Here is a 16,972-nt window from a genome sequence, read left to right on the forward strand (position 1 = left end):
GGCGTGCTGCCAACTCAAGGATCGAGCGGCCGAAAACTGCGGATCTGTGGCGTTCGCACGTCGTGGAGCACCGTCGGGGACGGGGAGTTCTTCTGCCCCGACTGCGGGGGCGACCGCAACTACCGCCGCCGTACCGGCCGTCGCCGGTTCATGCTCCTCGGCGTCCCGCTGCTCTCGCGTGGCCCGGCCGGACCGATCGTCGAATGCGCGGCCTGCCGCGCCCGCTTCGGCACGGACATCCTCGACCACCCCACCACGCTCCGCTTCTCCGCGATGCTGCGCGACGCCGTCCACACGGTCACGCTCGCCGTCCTCGCGGCGGGCGGCACCTCCTCCCGGGAGGTCAGGGAGGCCGCCGTCCTCGCGGTCAGGGCGGCCGGCTTCGCGGACTGTACGGAGGACCGGCTGACGGACATGGTCGAGGCGCTCGCGGCCGACACCGGACGGATCGTCATCGAGCCGGGCGCGTACGGCGCGGCCCTCGCCATCGAGCTCCACGAGTCACTGGAGCCCCTGTCCCCCCACCTGGCCCTCGCGGGCCGGGAATCGATCCTGCTCCAGGGCGCCAGAATCGCCCTGGCGGACGGCGCCTACACCCCGGCGGAACGCGAGGTGCTGGGCATGGTGGGCGGAGCGCTCCAACTGCGCGCGGGGGACACGGAACGGCTGCTGCGGGCGGCCTCGGGCACCCCGTCCTGACCCGGCGCCGTCCATGGCCTGAGCGGCTCGGTGGACGACCGGAAGGGGGAGTCGTGGCGGGAGTGGGATCGGGCAGCCCTTTCGGCCCGCCGGGGGTACCGCCGGGGAACGTCAGGGGGGAATCTTCGGCGCAGGGCGACGCGCTGCCCGGCCATACGTTGCCGATGGTGTCGTAGCCCCATGTCCCGGGCGTCGGCGGGGATGCCGTCCAGGTTGCCGATCACCTGCGGATGGCCGGCGATCAGCTCGGCCTGGAGTGTGGGTGACAGTTCGTCCCACCAGGTGTGGACATCGGCGGGGGCGCCGTCCCGTCCGGCATTCCCAGGTCGGTGAGCAGGTCCTCGTGGAGACGGGCGGTCTTGTACGTCTCGTCGGCCCGGGTGCTCCAGTCGCCCTTCGCGTTGGCGCCACGCGCGTTACCCCGAGTGTCTCTCCGCTCACTTCGTGGTGCCGGGGTACCGCCGGGCCGGGGGCATCGCGGGGTACGGGACAATGAGGTTCATGAGTCTGTTCCGGGACGACGGCGTCGTGCTGCGCACCCAGAAGCTCGGTGAGGCCGACCGGATCATCACGCTTCTGACCCGCGGCCATGGCCGGATCCGCGCCGTCGCCCGGGGGGTGCGGCGTACGAAGTCGAAGTTCGGGGCACGGCTGGAGCCGTTCTCCCATGTCGATGTGCAGTTCTTCGCACGGGGGAGTGAACTCGTCGGACGGGGGCTGCCGCTGTGCACCCAGGGCGAGATCATCGCTCCGTACGGTGGCGGGATCGTCACCGACTACGCCCGGTACACCGCGGGCACGGCCATGCTGGAGACCGCGGAGCGGTTCACCGACCACGAGGGGGAGCCGGCGGTCCAGCAGTATCTGCTGCTCGTGGGCGCGCTGCGCACGCTCGCGCGCGGGGAGCACGCGCCCCATCTGATCCTGGACGCCTTTCTGCTGCGCTCGCTCGCCGTCAACGGATACGCGCCGAGCTTCGACGACTGCGCGCGATGCGGGCTCCAGGGGCCCAACCGTTTCTTCTCCGTCGCGGCGGGCGGAGTCGTGTGCGGCGACTGCCGGGTGCCCGGCAGCGTCGTACCCTCTGCGGAGGCCGTAGGGCTGCTCAGCGCGCTGCTGACCGGCGACTGGGCGACGGCGGACGCATGCGAGGCGCGGCACGTCAGGGAGGGCGGCGGGCTGGTGTCCGCCTATCTGCACTGGCACTTGGAGCGCGGCCTGCGCTCGCTCAGATACGTGGAGAAGAGCTAGGACGTGGAGAAGGGCCGGTCCGGGGGCGGGCGTTCGGATCCCCCGCCGGGCCGCTCGGGCGCCAATGGACCGCGGCGAGACGCGGCGATGGAAAACGCAGCGATGAAAGAGGAGACGAGAGCGCATGGCACGACGCGGAATCCTGGGACGTTCCCGCCGCGAGTACAAGACACCGGAACCGCACCCCTCCGGTGCCGTTCCGCCGAAGATCCAGAGCGAGCTGGTGCCGAAGCACGTGGCCTGCGTGATGGACGGGAACGGCCGCTGGGCCAAGGAGCGCGGGCTTCCGCGCACCGAGGGCCACAAGGTCGGCGAGGGTGTCGTCCTCGATGTGCTCAAGGGCTGTCTGGAGATGGGCGTCAAGAACCTCTCCCTGTACGCCTTCTCGACCGAGAACTGGAAGCGCACGCCCGACGAGGTCCGCTTCCTGATGAACTTCAACCGTGATGTCATCCGGCGCCGCCGCGACGAGATGGACGAGCTGGGGATCCGGATCCGCTGGGTCGGCCGGATGCCCAAGATGTGGAAGTCCGTCGTCCAGGAGCTCCAGGTCGCGCAGGAGCAGACCAAGGACAACGACGCCATGACGCTCTACTTCTGCGTCAACTACGGCGGCCGTGCGGAGATCGCGGACGCGGCGCGGGCGCTCGCGGCCGATGTGGCGTCCGGCAAGCTCGACCCGTCCAAGGTCAATGAGAAGACGTTCGCGAAGTACCTGTACTACCCCGACATGCCGGACGTGGACCTCTTCCTGCGTCCGAGCGGCGAGCAGCGTACGTCCAACTACCTGATCTGGCAGAGCAGTTACGCCGAGATGGTCTTCCAGGACGTGCTGTGGCCGGACTTCGACCGGCGCGATCTGTGGCGGGCCTGTCTGGAGTACGCGTCCCGGGACCGCCGGTTCGGCGGGGCGTTGCCGAACCAGGAGTCCAGCATGGACATAGAGGAGCAGGAGGAGCTGCCCCAGAGCTGAGCGAATGACGGTGACCGGTCCTCAAGCGCCGGACGGGCCGCGAACGGCCTGTCCGGGCTTGGGGAACCGGGGACACCGGCGCCGTGCGAAGGGCGCCCGTGAGGGACGCCCGCGTTCGCCGCGTGCGAAGGACGTCAGTTCTTCGCCGCGTTCGCCGCGCACTCCGCGCAGGTGCCGAAGATCTCCACCGTGTGCGCCACACTCACATAGCCGTGCTGCGCCGCGATGGTCTCCGCCCACTGCTCGACCGCGGGCCCCTCGACCTCGACGGCCTTGCCGCAGACCCGGCACACCAGGTGGTGATGGTGATCGCCGGTCGAGCAGCGCCGGTAGACCGACTCGCCGTCGTTCGTCCGCAGCACGTCGACCTCGCCCGCGTCGGCGAGGGACTGGAGGGTGCGGTAGACCGTGGTCAGACCGACCGAGTCGCCGCGGTGCTTCAGCATGTCGTGAAGCTCCTGCGCGCTGCGGAACTCGTCCACCTCGTCGAGCGCCGCCGCCACCGCGGCACGCTGGCGGGTCGACCGGCCGCGCACGGGGGCCGCGCTTGATTCACTGCTGGGCGCAGTCGTCACAGGTGCCTCCTTGCCTCTGCCCGTCGTATCCGTCGGGCGTTGCGCGCTTACGTCGGGCCATTCTGCCAGCTCGACGTCGGCCCGCGGTCAAACGCGCAGTCAGGCCGGCAGCGGAGCCGGAACCTCCACTTCCGGTACTGCTTCCGGTACTGCTTCCGGTACGGCGGAGGCCGTCTCCGCCGCCCGCGCCGCCCGCGCCCGCCGCCTGGCCAGGGGAGTGGACAGCGCGGTCAGAAGTACGAAGACGCCGATCGCGATCAGCACGATCGTCGCGCCGGGCGGTACGTCCTGGTAGTACGAGGTGACCGTGCCGGCCAGGGTCACGGCCGTACCGATCACCACGGCCAGGACGAACGTCACCACGAACGACCGGGTGATCTGCTGGGCCGCCGCCACCGGCACCACCATCAACGCGCTGACCAGCAGCAGCCCCACCACCCGCATCGCGACCGTGACGGTCACGGCGGCCGTCACCGCGATCAGCAGGTTCAGCGCGCGCACGGGCAGCCCGGTGACGCGGGCGAACTCCTCGTCCTGGCTGACCGCGAAGAGCTGCCGCCGCAGACCGACCGTGACCAGCACCACAAAAGCGGCGAGCAGTGAGATCGCCGTCACGTCCGAGGGCGAGACCGTCGACAGGGAGCCGAAGAGGTACGAACTGAGGTTGGCGTTCGAACCGTTCGGCGCGAGATTGATCAGCAGCACACCGCCCGCCATACCGCCGTAGAAGAGCATCGCCAGCGCGATATCGCCGCGTGTGCGGCCGTACGCCCTGATCAGCTCCATCGTCACGGCACCCGCGACCGCGACCAGCGTCGCCATCCACACGGGGCTGAGGGAGAGCATGAAACCCAGGCCGACGCCGGTCATCGCGACATGGCCGATGCCGTCGCCCATCAGGGCCTGACGGCGCTGTACGAGGTAGATGCCGACGGCGGGGGCGGTGATGCCGACCAGTACGGCGGCGATCAGCGCCCGCTGCATGAACGCGGTCTCGAGGATTTCCATGGTCAGGTCAGCAGTCCCGTACGGAGCGGCTCGCCGGCCGCGTGTGGATGACAGCTCGGATCTGTCGGATCTGTCGGATCTGTCAAAGGATGGGGGTCGTGGCCGGGCGGCGTGTGCCGGCCGACGGCCTTCGGCGGCGGGCCGTCATGGGTCACACGGCCATCGCGCAGCACCACCGCGCGGTCGATGAGCGGCTCCAGCGGGCCCAGTTCGTGCAGGACCAGCAGGACCGTCGTACCGGCGGCCACCTGCTCGCGCAGGGTCGCGGCGAGGATGTTCTGGCTGGCCAGGTCGACGCCCGCCATCGGCTCGTCCATGATCAGCAGCTCGGGTTGGCAGGCCAGCGCCCTGGCGATCAGTACGCGCTGGTGCTGGCCGCCCGAGAGGGCGCCCACGGAGTCCCCGGCGCGGTCGGCCAGGTCCACCAGCTCGATGGCACGCTGAACGGCGTTCCGGTCGGCCCTGGAGGGCCACCTCAGCTTCGTACGGGAGAGCCGGCCGGACGAGACGACCTCGCGCACGGTCGCGGGCACCCCGCTCGCGGCGGTGGTGCGCTGTGGTACGTAACCGACGCGGGCCCAGTCCCGGAAGCGGCGCAGCGGGGTCCCGAAGAGCGAGATCTCGCCACTGGTGAGCGGTACCTGTCCGATCACGGAGCGTACGGCGGTGGACTTGCCCGAGCCGTTGGCGCCGAGCAGGGCGACGACCTCACCGGCGCGGACGGTGAGGTCGATGCCGCGCAGCACGGGGCGCGAGCCGAGCGTGGCGGTGGCGCCGCGCACGGTGATGACGGGCGCGCTCTTCGGGTGTGGGGTACGGGCCGGGTCGGCCGGGTCCGTCGTGCTCTTCGCCGTCGCCATGCCGGTCGCCTCCGATACCGCTGTCCGCTGGTTCATGTCACGCCCGCCCGGCGTGTGTGCGCCCGGCTCACTTCGCGCCGAGTGCTGTCCGCAGCGCGCCGAGGTTGGAGCGCATGACTTCGAGGTAGTCATCGCCCTTGGACCTGTCCGTGATTCCCTCCAGCGGATCCAGGACGTCCGTCTTCAGTCCCGAGTCGCCGGCGAGGGTCTTGGCGGTCTTGTCGCTGGCCAGTGTCTCGAAGAATATGGTGCCGACCTTGTCCCGTTCCGCGATGGTCTCCAGTTCCTTGATCCGGGCGGGGGTCGGCTCGGATTCGGGGTCGATGCCCGCGATGGCCTCCTGCTCCAGGCCGTAGCGCTCGGCGAGATAACCGAAGGCGGCGTGGGTGGTGATGAAGGTCTTGGTGGAGGTGTGCGCGAGACCCTGCCGGAACTCGGTGTTCAGCCCGTCCAGCTCCGCGACCAGCGCGGCGGTGTTCTTCCTGTACGCGGCGGCGTGGGCCGGGTCGGCCTTCTCCAGGCCGGCGCCGACGCCCTTGGCGACCTCGGCGTACTTCACGGGGTCGAGCCAGATGTGCGGGTCGTTGCCCTCGGTGCCGGTCTCCTCGGCGGTGTGGTCGTCGCCGGAGTGCTCGTCCCCGCCGTGGCCGCCCGCCTCGGTGCCGTGCTTCTCCATCGTGGTGAGGGTGGTCGCGTCGACGACGTTCTCCACGCCGGACTGGGCGATGGCCTTGTCCACGGCGGGCTGGACGCCCTTGAGGTAGAGGATCACATCGGCTTCGCCGAGCCGAGCGGTCTGCCGGGGCTTGAGCTCCAGGTCGTGCGGCTCGACACCGGGCCTGGTGAGGGTCGTGACGGAGACATGGCCGCCGCCTATTCGCTCGGCCAGGAACTGCATCGGGTAGAACGACGCGGTCACCGCGAGCTTGCCGCCGCTCTTCGGCTCGGCGGCGTCGGAGGAGGAGCAGGCGGACAGCGCCACCATGCCGAGCGTGACAGCTCCGGCGATGGCGGCGGTGGGTATCAGGCGACGTACGTTCATGACAGTCATTTTCAACAAAATTGGAAACGATTGTCAACAAGGGGTCGGGAAGTGGTCGCGGGACGGGCGGGATGTCCGATACCCAGCACCGATTTGATCGAAGGGGTGCGCCCGCCGCTAATCTGGGTCATTCGCCGTTCGTCGTCGTCGTAATGAAGAGAGCACCGTGGCCGCCGACAAGATCGACAGCATCGTCAACCTGAGCAAGCGCCGTGGCTTCGTCTACCCGTGCAGTGAGATCTACGGTGGTCAGCGGGCCGCCTGGGACTACGGGCCGCTCGGAGTCGAGCTGAAGGAGAACCTCAAGCGTCAGTGGTGGCGTTATATGGTCACCTCGCGCGAGGACGTTGTCGGTATCGACTCGTCGGTGATCCTTGCCACCGAGGTCTGGGAAGCGTCCGGTCACGTCGCGACCTTCACCGACCCGCTCACCGAGTGCACCTCCTGCCACAAGCGTTTCCGCGCGGACCACCTGGAAGAGGCGTACGAGGCGAAGCACGGCAAGGCCCCCGAGAACGGCCTCACCGAGCTCAACTGCCCCAACTGTGGTAACAAGGGCACCTTTACCGAGCCCAAGCAGTTCTCCGGACTGCTCTCCACCCACCTCGGCCCCACGCAGGACTCCGGTTCCGTCGCCTACCTGCGTCCCGAGACCGCGCAGGGCATCTTCACCAACTTCGCCCAGGTGCAGCAGACTTCGCGCAAGAAGCCGCCGTTCGGCATCGCGCAGATGGGCAAGTCCTTCCGGAACGAGATCACTCCGGGCAACTTCATCTTCCGCACCCGCGAGTTCGAGCAGATGGAGATGGAGTTCTTCGTCAAGCCGGGCGAGGACGAGCAGTGGCAGGAATACTGGATGGAGCAGCGCTGGAACTGGTACCGCGACCTGGGCCTCCGTGAGGAGAACATGCGCTGGTACGACCACCCGGCCGAGAAGCTCTCCCACTACTCCAAGCGCACCGCCGACATCGAGTACCGCTTCCAGTTCGGCGGCAGCGAGTGGGGCGAGCTGGAGGGCGTCGCCAACCGCACGGACTACGACCTGTCCGCGCACTCCAAGGCGTCCGGCCACGACCTGGCCTACTACGACCAGGAGGCCGGCGAGCGCTGGACCCCCTACGTCATCGAGCCCGCCGCCGGTGTCGGCCGCGCGATGCTGGCCTTCCTCCTCGACGCGTACAACGAGGACGAGGCGCCCAACGCGAAGGGCGTGCTGGAGAAGCGCACCGTGCTCCGCCTGGACCCGCGCCTCGCGCCGGTCAAGGTGGCCGTCCTGCCGCTCTCCCGCAACCCGCAGCTCTCGCCGAAGGCGAAGGGCCTCGCGGCGGACCTCCGGCGCAACTGGAACATCGAGTTCGACGACGCGGGCGCCATCGGCCGCCGCTACCGCCGTCAGGACGAGATCGGCACGCCGTTCTGCGTCACCGTCGACTTCGACACCCTCGACGACAACGCGGTGACCGTGCGTGAGCGCGACACCATGAAGCAGGAGCGCGTCTCGCTCGACCAGATCCAGAGCTACCTGGGTGGTCGGCTGATCGGCTGCTGACGCCGTACCGAGTGACGAGCGAGGCCCCCGGTTCCGCCCCTGGAACCGGGGGCCTCTCCCGTGCTCCGGTCACAACTCACCTGTGGGGAAAGGTGATTGGCGATATCGGCGGTGTCTGTACGGCACACTGGGCGCTGACCTACCAGGGGAGACACGGAGCATGCCGGCCACGACCACCAGCAAGGTCACCCGATGGGACCAGCACGGACGCGAGCATGTCGTCCGCGTCCAGAAGGCGGGTGTGCAGCGGTCGTTGGTCTGCGACACCTGCGGCTGGAGCAAGGGGGCGCAGTTCCTGCCCTGGCTCAAGGCGGAGGGGCACCTCACCGAGGCGCACCAGGCGACGGTGGACCCGACGGCGGGCTGAGTCTTCCGGCAGAGCAGAGCAGAGCAGAGCAGAGCAGGGCGGGGCGGGGGCGGGGGCGGGGTGGCTGGGGCTCAGGCTCGCAGGCCGCGCAGCAGCAGATCGCATACGGCGGTGAACTCGGCGTCCGCCGTGGGCTTCTGCCACTCCGGGGCGTAGGCGGGGTCGTGGAAGCGGGCCGTCGCGGCGAACACCGCCCCGGCGGAACCCGCCGGGTCCGCCGTGCTGAACTCTCCCTCCCTCGTGCCTTCCTCGATGATCCGGGTGAGCTGTCCCTCCAGCTCCGTCAGATGGGCGTCGACCACACCGCTGCTGTCCTGGAGCAGCACGGTGAACGTGGCGAACAGCTCCGGGTCGTCCCCCGCCTTGTGCCGCTTGGTGTCGAAGAGCGCCAGCAGCCAGCGGCGCAGCTTCTCGGGGCCCGGCTCGGCGGGTCCGTCGATGATCTGCCGCAGGGTCGTCTCCGTACGGCTCAGCCAGCGCGCGGTGACCGCTTCGCGCAGCGCGGCCTTGGTGGCGAAGTGCCGGTACACACTGCCGTGGCTGACGCCGAGCACACGCGCCACATCGACGACGGTCGCCTTCGCCGGGCCGTAGCGGCGCAGCACCTCCTCGGTGGCTTCGAGGATGCGCTCGGCGGTCAGCGGCTCGGTGCCCATGCGGTGTCCGGCCTTTCTTGGCTCGCGGGCCGTACGGCGACGGGCGCGTCGGGGGTGCGGCGGCCCGTACGGAACGACGGAGTAGCGGCCCGTATGGAGTATCGGGGGTGATGGAGGACAGTATCCGTCACCCTTTCGCCCCATCCGGGTCAGCGCTCGCTGTCCAGCTCCGACATCGCGGCCGCCGGATACCGGTCCCCGGCAGCGGCCCCGGCCGGGAAGGAGCGCTCGATGGCGGCCAGGTCGCCCGCGTCGAGCGTGACCTCCAGGGCGCCGAGGGCCTCGGCCAGCCGGTCGCGGCGCCGGGCACCGATGAGCGGCACGATGTCCTCGCCCCGGGACAGCACCCAGGCGATGGCGGTCTGCGCGACCGTGATCCCCTTCTGCTCGGCGATCTTGCGCAGCGAGTCGACCAGCGCCAGATTGTGCTGGAGGTTGTCGCCCTGGAAGCGGGGGCTGAACGCCCGGAAGTCGCCGGGCGCCAGCTGACGGTCGCTGGTGAAGTGACCGCTGATCAGCCCGCGCGAGAGCACTCCGTACGCCGTGATCCCGATGCCCAGCTCGCGGACGGTGGGCAGGATCTCGTCCTCGATGCCCCGCGAGATCAGGGAGTACTCGATCTGGAGGTCCGAGATCGGGGCGGTGGCGGCCGCCCGGCGGATCGTCTCCGCGCCGACCTCGGAGAGGCCGATGTGGCGGACGTGTCCCGCCCGGACCAGCTCGGCGATGGCGCCGACCGTCTCCTCGATCGGGACATCGGGGTCGACCCTGGCGATCCGGTAGATGTCGATGTGGTCGGTGCCGAGGCGCTGGAGGGAGTACGCGACGAAGTTCCGCACGGCGGCCGGACTGCCGTCGTACCCTCCCCAGCTGTTGTCGGGGCCGCGCAGGGCGCCGAACTTGACGCTGGTGAGGGCGCGCTCGCGGGCCTCGGCGGGGGCCGTCCGCAGCGCTTCGTTGATCAGCAGTTCGTTGTGCCCCATGCCGTAGAAGTCGCCGGTGTCGAGCAGGGTGATGCCCGCGTCCAGCGCCGCGTGGATGGTGGCGATGGATTCCGCCCGGTCGACCCCTTCCCCGTACAGCGCGGACATGCCCATGCAGCCGAGGCCGATCGCGGAGGAGCGCGGCCCCGAGGCGCCGAGGGGGCGGGTGGGGAAGTCGGGGGCGGGGAGTGTGGTCGGGTCCATGGCGAGGTCTCCGATCGGGGTGAGAGGGATATGAGGGATACCAGGGATATGGGGGATATGAGGGATGGGGGAGCGGAGGGGATGGATATGGGGTGCCGCAGCCCCGATGAGACAAGGTTGGCATGACGGATGACAGATTTCAACATCTGTCATTCACTCTTTCGTGGGGTCTCCTCCATGACCCTCGCGCGGCGCCCGTCGGCCGCCCCGCGAAAAACGCGTTACGTCCCGGTCCCGGCCGGTGGTAGCGTCATGGGCATGTTCTTCCAGATCTACGAGTGAGAGCGCGGCGGCGACAGCCCGCCCCCCACCGACGAATCCGCAGATCACTTCTCATCACTTCGGGAGAACCCCGTGGCAAAGAGCCGCAACAACCTTCTCGGTGTGGGCGGGCAGCGTACGAAGCTGGCCCGTACCGACCCGCAGTCCGCCGCCCCCGCGCGTGACGCCAATCGCAAGGCGTCCGCCGACCAGAAGCAGGAGCTGCTGCGCAAGATGCGCGAGCGCGCCGCCGGGCAGGGGAATAAGCAGGACAGCACCGACAGCGCGGACCAGTCGGCCGACCAGTCGACGGAGTCGAGCGGCACCGCGCAGGACTGATACGCGGCTGACGCGTACACGCAGGAGTTGGCGCGTAACCGTCGCATAGACGCATAGACGCATAGACGCGCAGGCACGTAGCAGCGTAGCCGCGCGAATGAGGGGCCCGGATCATCGGTGAATCGATGATCCGGGCCCCTCTTGTGTGCCCATGAGCGTGTTTGTGAGTGGTCCGCGCGCTCGGCCGATCCGGCCGGGAATCCCTTCGCCGTCCGAGCGGAGATGATCTTATCGTTCCTTGAAAGACAACGGGGGCGGCACACCACACAACGCACACCACGCAACGGCACTGCACAACGGCACCACGCAACGGCACTGCACAACGCGGAATCGCGCGCGACGGAGGCGACCAGATGGCACGTACGACCATGGCCGGCGGACACAAGGACAGGCCGGCCACGCTGGCCCTGGTCGCCCAGCGGGCGGGGGTGTCGCCCCAGACGGTGTCCAACGCGCTCAACGCGCCCGAGCTGCTGGCCCCGGCGACCCTGGAGCGTGTGCGCAGGGCGATCGACGAGCTGGACTACCGTCCCCACCAGGCGGCGCGGCTGCTGCGTACCCAGTCGAGCCTGCTGATCGGGTACGGGGTCAGGGCCGCGCGCGAGGGGGTTTCCGGGCCGGTGATGGACCACTTCCTGCACGCGCTCTCCGACTCGGCCAACCGGGCCGGGTACCGCATACTCCTCTTCGCCGTGCCCGCCGGGGCCGAGGGCGAACCGGAGTCCTACGCCGAGCTGTTACGCGAACGGTCGGTGGACGCCTTCGTCCTGAGCGGAGCCCACCGTGGTGACCGGCGCTTCGACTGGCTGCGCGAACGCGGCATCCCCTTCGTGTCGTTCGGGCGTCCCCGGTCCGCCCGCGACCTCGGGGACTGGGTCGACGTCGACGGCGCGCACGGCACGGCGGCGGCCGTCGACCACCTCGTCGCCCTCGGGCACCGCAGGATCGCCTTCCTCGGCCGGCCCAGGGGAGCCGTCGCCGACGACGACCGGGCCGAGGGCTGGCGGGCGGCGATGCGCCGGCACGGACTGTCCGTACGCAATCTGCGGGGTAGCTCCCCGGACGACGGCGTCGACGCCGCGCGGGACGCCGCCGCCGGACTCCTCCCGGCGGGCGCCACCGCCGTGGTCGCGGCCAGCGACACCCTCGCCCTCGGCTGCTACCGCGCGCTGCTGGACTCCGGCCGGACGCCCGGCCGGGACATCGCCGTCGTCGGCTTCGACGACTCCGCCGCCGCCCCGCTGCTCTCGCCCGGCCTGAGCAGCCTGCGCCAGCCGCTGGCCGGGGCGGCCCGTGAGTGTGTACGGCTGCTCCTCGCCCGGATCAAGACACCGGAGGCCGAGCCGGAACACGTACTGCTGGCGCCCGAGCTGATCGTCAGGGGAAGTTCGGCGGCGGCCTGACCTGGCGGCGGCCTGACCCGCGGCCCTGACCCGGCGGCGGCCTGACCCGCGGCCCTGACCTGGCGGCGGCCTGACCCGCGGCCCTGACCCGGCGGCGGCCTGACCCGCGGCCCTGACCCGGCGGCGGTCTGACCCGCGGCCCTGACTCGCGGCGGCCTGACCCGCGGCGGCCCGACCCGGCGGGCGTTCTCGGACGAGGCGTTCTCGGACGAGGCGTTTCTCAGGCAGGGTGTCTTCAGGCGGGCCCGGTCATCAGCGAGTTGAGCGCGCGGTACGCGAGCTTGCCGTCGAGCGCCGTGGTCGTACCGGAGGTCAGCAGCTCGCGCGCGCCGCGTGCCGCCAGGCCGTACGCCGCCTCGGCGATCGACGAACCCGCGCTGATCCGGGCGACCCCCAGCTCCGCCAGTACGGACACGGGCAGCGTGCCGGGCTCCGCCTGTACGTTCAGGGGCACCGGCACGCCGTCCACCAGGGCCGATACGGCCGCCCGGTCCAGGGCGCCGAGGACGAACACACCGTCGGCCCCCGCGTGCGCGTAGGCGGCGGCCCTGGCCAGGGTCTCCTTCAGCCAGACGTCCGGGGCGGCCCGCAGCCGGTGCGTGTCGATCCGGGCGTTGACGAACAGCGGTACGCCCGCCGCGTCGGCGGCCTGCCGTGCCGCCGTGATCCGGGCGGCCTGTTCGGCCACCGGCCGCAGCGGATCGGCGCCCGGTCCCGGCGCGTCCTCCAGGTTGACGCCGACGGCTCCGGCCGCGAGCACGCCCCGGACCGTCTCGGCCACGTCCTCGGCGGTGGAGCCGTATCCGCCCTCGATGTCGGCGGTGACCGGGACACCGACCGCCCCCACGATCCGCGCGACCGCCCCCAGCGCGTCGGTCCGGTCCAGCCGCCCGCCGTCCCCGAACCCCAGGGACCAGGCCACCCCCGCGCTGGTCGTGGCGATGACGGCAGCTCCGGCGTCCGCGGCCAGCCGGGCGGAGGCACCGTCCCAGGCGTTGGGCAGGACGAGGGGTGTGCCGGGGATGTGCAGGGAGCGGAGGAGGGCGGCTCTGTCCTGTTGCGTTGTTGTCGTCGTCATGACGGCCACTTCACCAGCGGATATCCGGCCGGTCCAGCGGATATCCGGCGCACACCCGAGCCGACGCGGTGGACCTCGGCGGGATATCCGGCGCACACCCGAGCCGGTACACCCGAGCCGGCCCATGGAGCCCGGCGGAATTCCGGCCTCCGCGGGACCGCCCTAGGGTCGCCCCGTGACCAACTCCTGGGACCCCGCGACCCCCGGCCTCCTGCGTCTGCCCTCGGGGCGGCTCGTACGCGGACGGGGGCTGCGCCACCCCCTTCCCGAGGGGCAGCCGCCGACCTTCGCGTTGTATCTGCTGGGCAAGGAACCGCCCGCGACCGCGTGGGAGGCCCGCTGGGTGCGCTGGCCCGATTTCCGGCTGCCGTCCGACCGCGCGGCGGCGGCGGGTGCCCTGCGCGAGGCTCTGGAGCGGTCGGGCGGCGAGCGCGTGGAGCTGGCCTGTGGCGGTGGCCGGGGCAGGACCGGTACGGCGCTGGCCTGCCTGGCCGTGCTCGACGGCGTCCCCGGCGGCGAAGCCGTCGCGTACGTACGCGAGCACTACTCCCGGCACGCCGTGGAGACCCCCTGGCAGCGCCGCTACGTGAGCCGCTTCCCCGGGCCGCCCTCAGCGTCTGCCGGGTGACTTCCGAACGGCCGGGTCCGGCGCCGGTTCCAGGCGCTCCGCCGTCCGCCGGGCCGTCTCCCGTGCCCAGGCGCCGCTCGTCAGCGCGCCCACCAGCAGCACCGACACACCGCAGGCGGTGATGATCCACCAGGCGGGCCGGCTCGCGTCCGTGAACCCCGTCCGGTACGAGGCGCCCGCCACCCCGCCCGCCAGGACCGCCCCGATCACCGCGACGCCCAGCGTCTGGCCGATCTGGCGGCTGGTCGAGGCGACGGCCGCCGCCACGCCCGCCTGGGAGCGGGGCATGCCGGAGACGGCGGTGTTGGTGATGGGCGCGTTGACCATGCCGAAGCCGAGGCCGAAGAGCACGTACCCGGGGAACAGCAGCGCGTTCGTGGCCTCCGCGTCGAACACCGCGAACAGCAGCCCGCTCGCGGTCATCCCGACCCCGGCGATCAGCAGCGGCAGCCGTGGCCCCCGGCTGCCGACCAGCCGGCCCGAGAGCGGGGCGCAGACGAAGGTCATGGCGGCCATCGGGAGCATGTAGAGCCCGGCGTGCAGGGCGGACAGGCCCCGGACGTTCTGCAGGTAGAGCGTGTTCAGGAAGAGGAACCCGCCGAGCGCGGCGAAGCCGCTCACCGCGATGACGGTCGCCCCGCTGAAGGGCGCGCTACGGAAGAACCGCAGGTCGATGAGGGGTTCGGGGCGCCTCCGTTCGTACCACAGCAGCCCCGCCAGACAGAGGGCGGCGACCGTCGCGAAGGACAGGATCAGCGGCGAGGTGAGGCCCGCCGAGGGCGCCTCGATGATCGCGTAGGTCAGCGCGCCGAGTACGCCGATGACCAGGAGCTGGCCCACCGGGTCGGGGCGGCGGGGCTCGGGCGCGCGGGATTCGGGGACGTACCGCCAGGTCAGCAGGTAGGCGGCGATGCCGATCGGGAGGTTGATCCAGAAGATCGACCGCCAGCCCACGGAGTCCACCAGCAACCCGCCGACCAGCGGGCCCGCCGCCATCGAGATGCCCACCACACCGCCCCAGACACCGATGGCGCGGGCGCGTTCGCGCGGGCCCGTGAAGGTGTTGGTGATGATCGACATCGCGACGGGGTTGAGCATCGACCCGCCGACCGCCTGGATCATGCGGAAGGCGACGAGCGATTCGAGGTTCGGCGCGAGGGAGCAGAGCAGCGAGCCGAGCGTGAAGAGGACGAGACCCGCCTTGAAGACCCGGCGACGACCGATCCGGTCGGCCGTCGAGCCCGCGAGCATCAGCAGGGAGGCGAGGACGAGGGTGTAGGCGTCGATCGTCCACTGGAGCCCGGAGACAGAGGTGTGCAGCTCTCTCTGCATGGAGGGCAGCGCGACATTGAGGATGGTGTTGTCCAGGCTGACGATCAGCAGACTCATACAGCAGATCGCCAGCACCAGCGTTTTCCGCCGTTGGGTCAGCTCGGGCATACGTGGATAGTACGGCTAACTAACAAGTAATCCCGTAGGTGACAATGGGGGCATGACCGCTCAGCTCGCCACGCCCGCCCCTCGCGCGGCCGTCACCCCGCTCACCATCGGCCCGCACACCGTCCGGCCGCCGGTGGTGCTCGCGCCGATGGCCGGGATCACCAACGCTCCCTTCCGCACCCTGTGCAGGGAGTTCGCCGAGGGGGCCCGGGGGTTCGGGGGGCGTCCTCCGGCGGACACCCCCGGCGGCGGCAAGGGGCTTTTCGTCAGCGAGATGATCACCACGCGGGCGCTGGTCGAGCGCAACGAGAAGACCATGCAGCTCATCCACTTCGACGCGACGGAGACCCCGCGCTCGATCCAGCTGTACGGAGTGGACCCGGTCACCGTCGGCAAAGCGGTCCGGATGATCGTGGACGAGGACCTCGCCGACCACATCGACCTGAACTTCGGCTGCCCGGTCCCCAAGGTGACCCGCAGGGGCGGCGGCTCGGCCCTTCCGTACAAGCGGCCGCTGCTGCGGGCGATCCTGCACGAGGCGGTGTCGAACGCCGGGGGGCTGCCGGTCACGATGAAGATGCGCAAGGGCATCGACGACGACCATCTCACCTATCTGGACGCCGGACGGATCGCGGTGGACGCCGGGGTGACCGCCATCGCGCTGCACGGCAGGACCGCCGCACAGCACTACGGCGGCACCGCCGACTGGGACGCCATCGCACGGCTCAAGGAGCACGTCCCGGAGATCCCGGTGCTCGGCAACGGCGACATCTGGTCGGCGGCGGACGCCCTGCGGATGGTGCGCGAGACCGGCTGCGACGGCGTGGTCGTCGGGCGCGGCTGTCTCGGCAGGCCGTGGCTCTTCGGCGATCTGGTGGCGGCCTTCGAGGGTACGGGGACGGTGGCGGCGCCCACCCTGCGCGAGGTCGCGGGTGTGATGCGGCGGCACGCGCAGCTGCTGGGGGAGTGGATCGGCGACGAGGCGCGCGGGGTGATCGACTTCCGCAAGCACGTGGCCTGGTACCTGAAGGGCTTCGCGGTCGGCTCGACGCTCCGCAAGGAGCTGGCGATCACCTCCTCGCTCGCCCAGCTGGACGAGCTGATGGGCGGCCTCGACCTGGACCAGCCGTGGCCGGACGGCGCGGACGGGCCGCGCGGGCGTACGTCGGGGAACAACCGGGTCGTGCTGCCGGACGGCTGGCTGAAGGACCCGTACGACTGCGCGGGCATCGGCGCGGACGCGGAGCTGGACACCTCGGGCGGCTGAGGCCCTCGGGGGTTCACCGGGCGGGGGATTCACCGGGCGGCGGACGGGCCGGAGGCGCGTGATCCTCGCCACGTTTGATGTGGGTGCGGCTCAGATGAGCGGATCGTGAGTGGCTGCGACACGGCTGCATCTCTGGAAGGGGTGGCACTGGGTGCCACCCCTTCTTTGTTCAAGTAGTGAACTCAGACGTCGATGTCATGGCTCATATGAGCGCCATTGGTCATGTCCGGGTCATGGCCGCTTCGAAGCGTGAAGTCTCCGCTCGCTCATTCCGCCCGCCACGTGCGGCTTTGGATCCTGGGCGGACGGGTGGTGAATGCCGTACGACAGGCAAGTGGCCGTACCGCTGCCCCTTCGATCTGGGTATGTTCCTGGCCGTCAGGGCAGCC

General features: G+C 70.7%; 17 protein-coding genes. 9 read left to right on the forward strand and 8 right to left on the reverse strand.

From position 1 onward, the window contains the following. The first annotated feature begins 3 nt into the window (after nt 1–3). From ACIP8W_RS03700 to ACIP8W_RS03710, 3 genes are all read left to right on the forward strand, one after another. Nucleotides 4–699 (forward strand): TerB family tellurite resistance protein, encoded by a 696-nt coding sequence (locus ACIP8W_RS03700; protein ID WP_401955757.1) that lies wholly within the window; start codon nt 4–6, stop codon nt 697–699. Between the two features lie 501 nt (nt 700–1,200). Beyond that, the gene (gene recO, locus ACIP8W_RS03705; protein WP_401955758.1) at nt 1,201–1,950 is read left to right on the forward strand and encodes a DNA repair protein RecO; all 750 of its coding nucleotides are present in this window, start codon (nt 1,201–1,203) and stop codon (nt 1,948–1,950) included. Nucleotides 1,951–2,074: 124 nt separating this feature from the next. Next, a complete protein-coding gene (locus ACIP8W_RS03710; RefSeq protein ID WP_402152422.1) occupies nt 2,075–2,923 on the forward strand; it encodes an isoprenyl transferase in 849 nt (282 codons plus the stop codon). A 134-nt stretch (nt 2,924–3,057) separates the two neighbouring features. Here the strand turns inward: ACIP8W_RS03710 and ACIP8W_RS03715 are convergent, their stop codons facing one another. The 4 genes from ACIP8W_RS03715 to ACIP8W_RS03730 all read right to left on the reverse strand — a co-directional run bounded on the left by ACIP8W_RS03715 (nt 3,058) and on the right by ACIP8W_RS03730 (nt 6,408). Then, nucleotides 3,058–3,498, reverse strand: coding sequence for a Fur family transcriptional regulator (locus ACIP8W_RS03715; RefSeq protein WP_402152420.1), 441 nt, complete (start codon nt 3,496–3,498; stop codon nt 3,058–3,060). A gap of 99 nt (nt 3,499–3,597) precedes the next feature. Then, nucleotides 3,598–4,506, reverse strand: a complete 909-nt coding sequence (locus tag ACIP8W_RS03720; protein ID WP_402201812.1) for a metal ABC transporter permease — start codon at nt 4,504–4,506, stop codon at nt 3,598–3,600. 2 nt (nt 4,507–4,508) lie between these two features. Further along, nucleotides 4,509–5,366 (reverse strand): metal ABC transporter ATP-binding protein, encoded by an 858-nt coding sequence (locus tag ACIP8W_RS03725; protein WP_402201842.1) that lies wholly within the window; start codon nt 5,364–5,366, stop codon nt 4,509–4,511. A gap of 67 nt (nt 5,367–5,433) precedes the next feature. Then, nucleotides 5,434–6,408 (reverse strand): metal ABC transporter substrate-binding protein, encoded by a 975-nt coding sequence (locus ACIP8W_RS03730; protein WP_402201814.1) that lies wholly within the window; start codon nt 6,406–6,408, stop codon nt 5,434–5,436. Nucleotides 6,409–6,574: 166 nt separating this feature from the next. On the opposite strand from ACIP8W_RS03730, the gene ACIP8W_RS03735 reads away from it, so the two are divergent. Next, nucleotides 6,575–7,957 (forward strand): glycine--tRNA ligase, encoded by a 1,383-nt coding sequence (locus ACIP8W_RS03735; protein ID WP_401955763.1) that lies wholly within the window; start codon nt 6,575–6,577, stop codon nt 7,955–7,957. Nucleotides 7,958–8,117: 160 nt separating this feature from the next. Continuing rightward, complete coding sequence (locus ACIP8W_RS03740; protein WP_401955764.1) at nt 8,118–8,324, forward strand: hypothetical protein; 207 nt, start codon at nt 8,118–8,120, stop codon at nt 8,322–8,324. A 71-nt stretch (nt 8,325–8,395) separates the two neighbouring features. On the opposite strand, the gene ACIP8W_RS03745 is transcribed toward ACIP8W_RS03740, so the two are convergent. Continuing rightward, the gene (locus ACIP8W_RS03745) at nt 8,396–8,980 is read right to left on the reverse strand and encodes a TetR family transcriptional regulator (RefSeq protein ID WP_401955765.1); all 585 of its coding nucleotides are present in this window, start codon (nt 8,978–8,980) and stop codon (nt 8,396–8,398) included. Nucleotides 8,981–9,129: 149 nt separating this feature from the next. Next, entirely contained in the window at nt 9,130–10,167 is a 1,038-nt protein-coding gene (locus ACIP8W_RS03750) for an aldo/keto reductase (RefSeq protein ID WP_402201817.1), read from the reverse strand. A gap of 354 nt (nt 10,168–10,521) precedes the next feature. Here ACIP8W_RS03750 and ACIP8W_RS03755 point away from each other — a divergent pair, with 354 nt between their 5' ends. Both ACIP8W_RS03755 and ACIP8W_RS03760 read left to right on the forward strand, forming a co-directional pair. Beyond that, nucleotides 10,522–10,767 carry a DUF6243 family protein gene (locus tag ACIP8W_RS03755; RefSeq protein ID WP_401955767.1) on the forward strand — a complete coding sequence of 82 codons (246 nt, stop codon included), beginning with the start codon at nt 10,522–10,524 and terminating at the stop codon, nt 10,765–10,767. Nucleotides 10,768–11,120: 353 nt separating this feature from the next. Then, a complete protein-coding gene (locus ACIP8W_RS03760) occupies nt 11,121–12,170 on the forward strand; it encodes a LacI family DNA-binding transcriptional regulator (protein WP_401955768.1) in 1,050 nt (349 codons plus the stop codon). A 235-nt stretch (nt 12,171–12,405) separates the two neighbouring features. Here ACIP8W_RS03760 and ACIP8W_RS03765 read toward each other — a convergent pair whose 3' ends face one another. Then, nucleotides 12,406–13,248 (reverse strand): isocitrate lyase/phosphoenolpyruvate mutase family protein, encoded by an 843-nt coding sequence (locus tag ACIP8W_RS03765; protein ID WP_402201819.1) that lies wholly within the window; start codon nt 13,246–13,248, stop codon nt 12,406–12,408. Between the two features lie 175 nt (nt 13,249–13,423). Between ACIP8W_RS03765 and ACIP8W_RS03770 the strand changes: the two genes are divergently transcribed. Further along, entirely contained in the window at nt 13,424–13,876 is a 453-nt protein-coding gene (locus tag ACIP8W_RS03770) for a protein phosphatase (RefSeq protein ID WP_401955770.1), read from the forward strand. Here ACIP8W_RS03770 and ACIP8W_RS03775 read toward each other — a convergent pair. Continuing rightward, entirely contained in the window at nt 13,859–15,316 is a 1,458-nt protein-coding gene (locus ACIP8W_RS03775; protein WP_402152484.1) for an MFS transporter, read from the reverse strand. The two genes, ACIP8W_RS03770 and ACIP8W_RS03775, sit on opposite strands and share 18 nt — an antisense overlap. A 52-nt stretch (nt 15,317–15,368) precedes the next feature. On the opposite strand from ACIP8W_RS03775, the gene dusB reads away from it, so the two are divergent. Beyond that, nucleotides 15,369–16,583 (forward strand): tRNA dihydrouridine synthase DusB, encoded by a 1,215-nt coding sequence (gene dusB / locus ACIP8W_RS03780; protein ID WP_401955772.1) that lies wholly within the window; start codon nt 15,369–15,371, stop codon nt 16,581–16,583. The last annotated feature ends 389 nt before the right edge of the window (nt 16,584–16,972 follow it).

This window comes from Streptomyces sp. NPDC088554 (genome assembly GCF_044752945.1).
Taxonomy (GTDB): Bacteria; Actinomycetota; Actinomycetes; order Streptomycetales; family Streptomycetaceae; genus Streptomyces.

Coding starts and splice junctions, on each gene's coding strand:
- ACIP8W_RS03725 (WP_402201842.1), bottom strand. CDS start 5,366: ATGGCGACGGCGAAGAGCACGACGGACCCGGCCGACCCGGCCCGTACC.
- recO (WP_401955758.1), top strand. CDS start 1,201: ATGAGTCTGTTCCGGGACGACGGCGTCGTGCTGCGCACCCAGAAGCTC.
- ACIP8W_RS03710 (WP_402152422.1), top strand. CDS start 2,075: ATGGCACGACGCGGAATCCTGGGACGTTCCCGCCGCGAGTACAAGACA.
- ACIP8W_RS03745 (WP_401955765.1), bottom strand. CDS start 8,980: ATGGGCACCGAGCCGCTGACCGCCGAGCGCATCCTCGAAGCCACCGAG.
- ACIP8W_RS03730 (WP_402201814.1), bottom strand. CDS start 6,408: ATGAACGTACGTCGCCTGATACCCACCGCCGCCATCGCCGGAGCTGTC.
- ACIP8W_RS03760 (WP_401955768.1), top strand. CDS start 11,121: ATGGCACGTACGACCATGGCCGGCGGACACAAGGACAGGCCGGCCACG.
- ACIP8W_RS03775 (WP_402152484.1), bottom strand. CDS start 15,316: ATGCCCGAGCTGACCCAACGGCGGAAAACGCTGGTGCTGGCGATCTGC.
- dusB (WP_401955772.1), top strand. CDS start 15,369: ATGACCGCTCAGCTCGCCACGCCCGCCCCTCGCGCGGCCGTCACCCCG.
- ACIP8W_RS03740 (WP_401955764.1), top strand. CDS start 8,118: ATGCCGGCCACGACCACCAGCAAGGTCACCCGATGGGACCAGCACGGA.
- ACIP8W_RS03720 (WP_402201812.1), bottom strand. CDS start 4,506: ATGGAAATCCTCGAGACCGCGTTCATGCAGCGGGCGCTGATCGCCGCC.
- ACIP8W_RS03750 (WP_402201817.1), bottom strand. CDS start 10,167: ATGGACCCGACCACACTCCCCGCCCCCGACTTCCCCACCCGCCCCCTC.
- ACIP8W_RS03765 (WP_402201819.1), bottom strand. CDS start 13,248: ATGACGACGACAACAACGCAACAGGACAGAGCCGCCCTCCTCCGCTCC.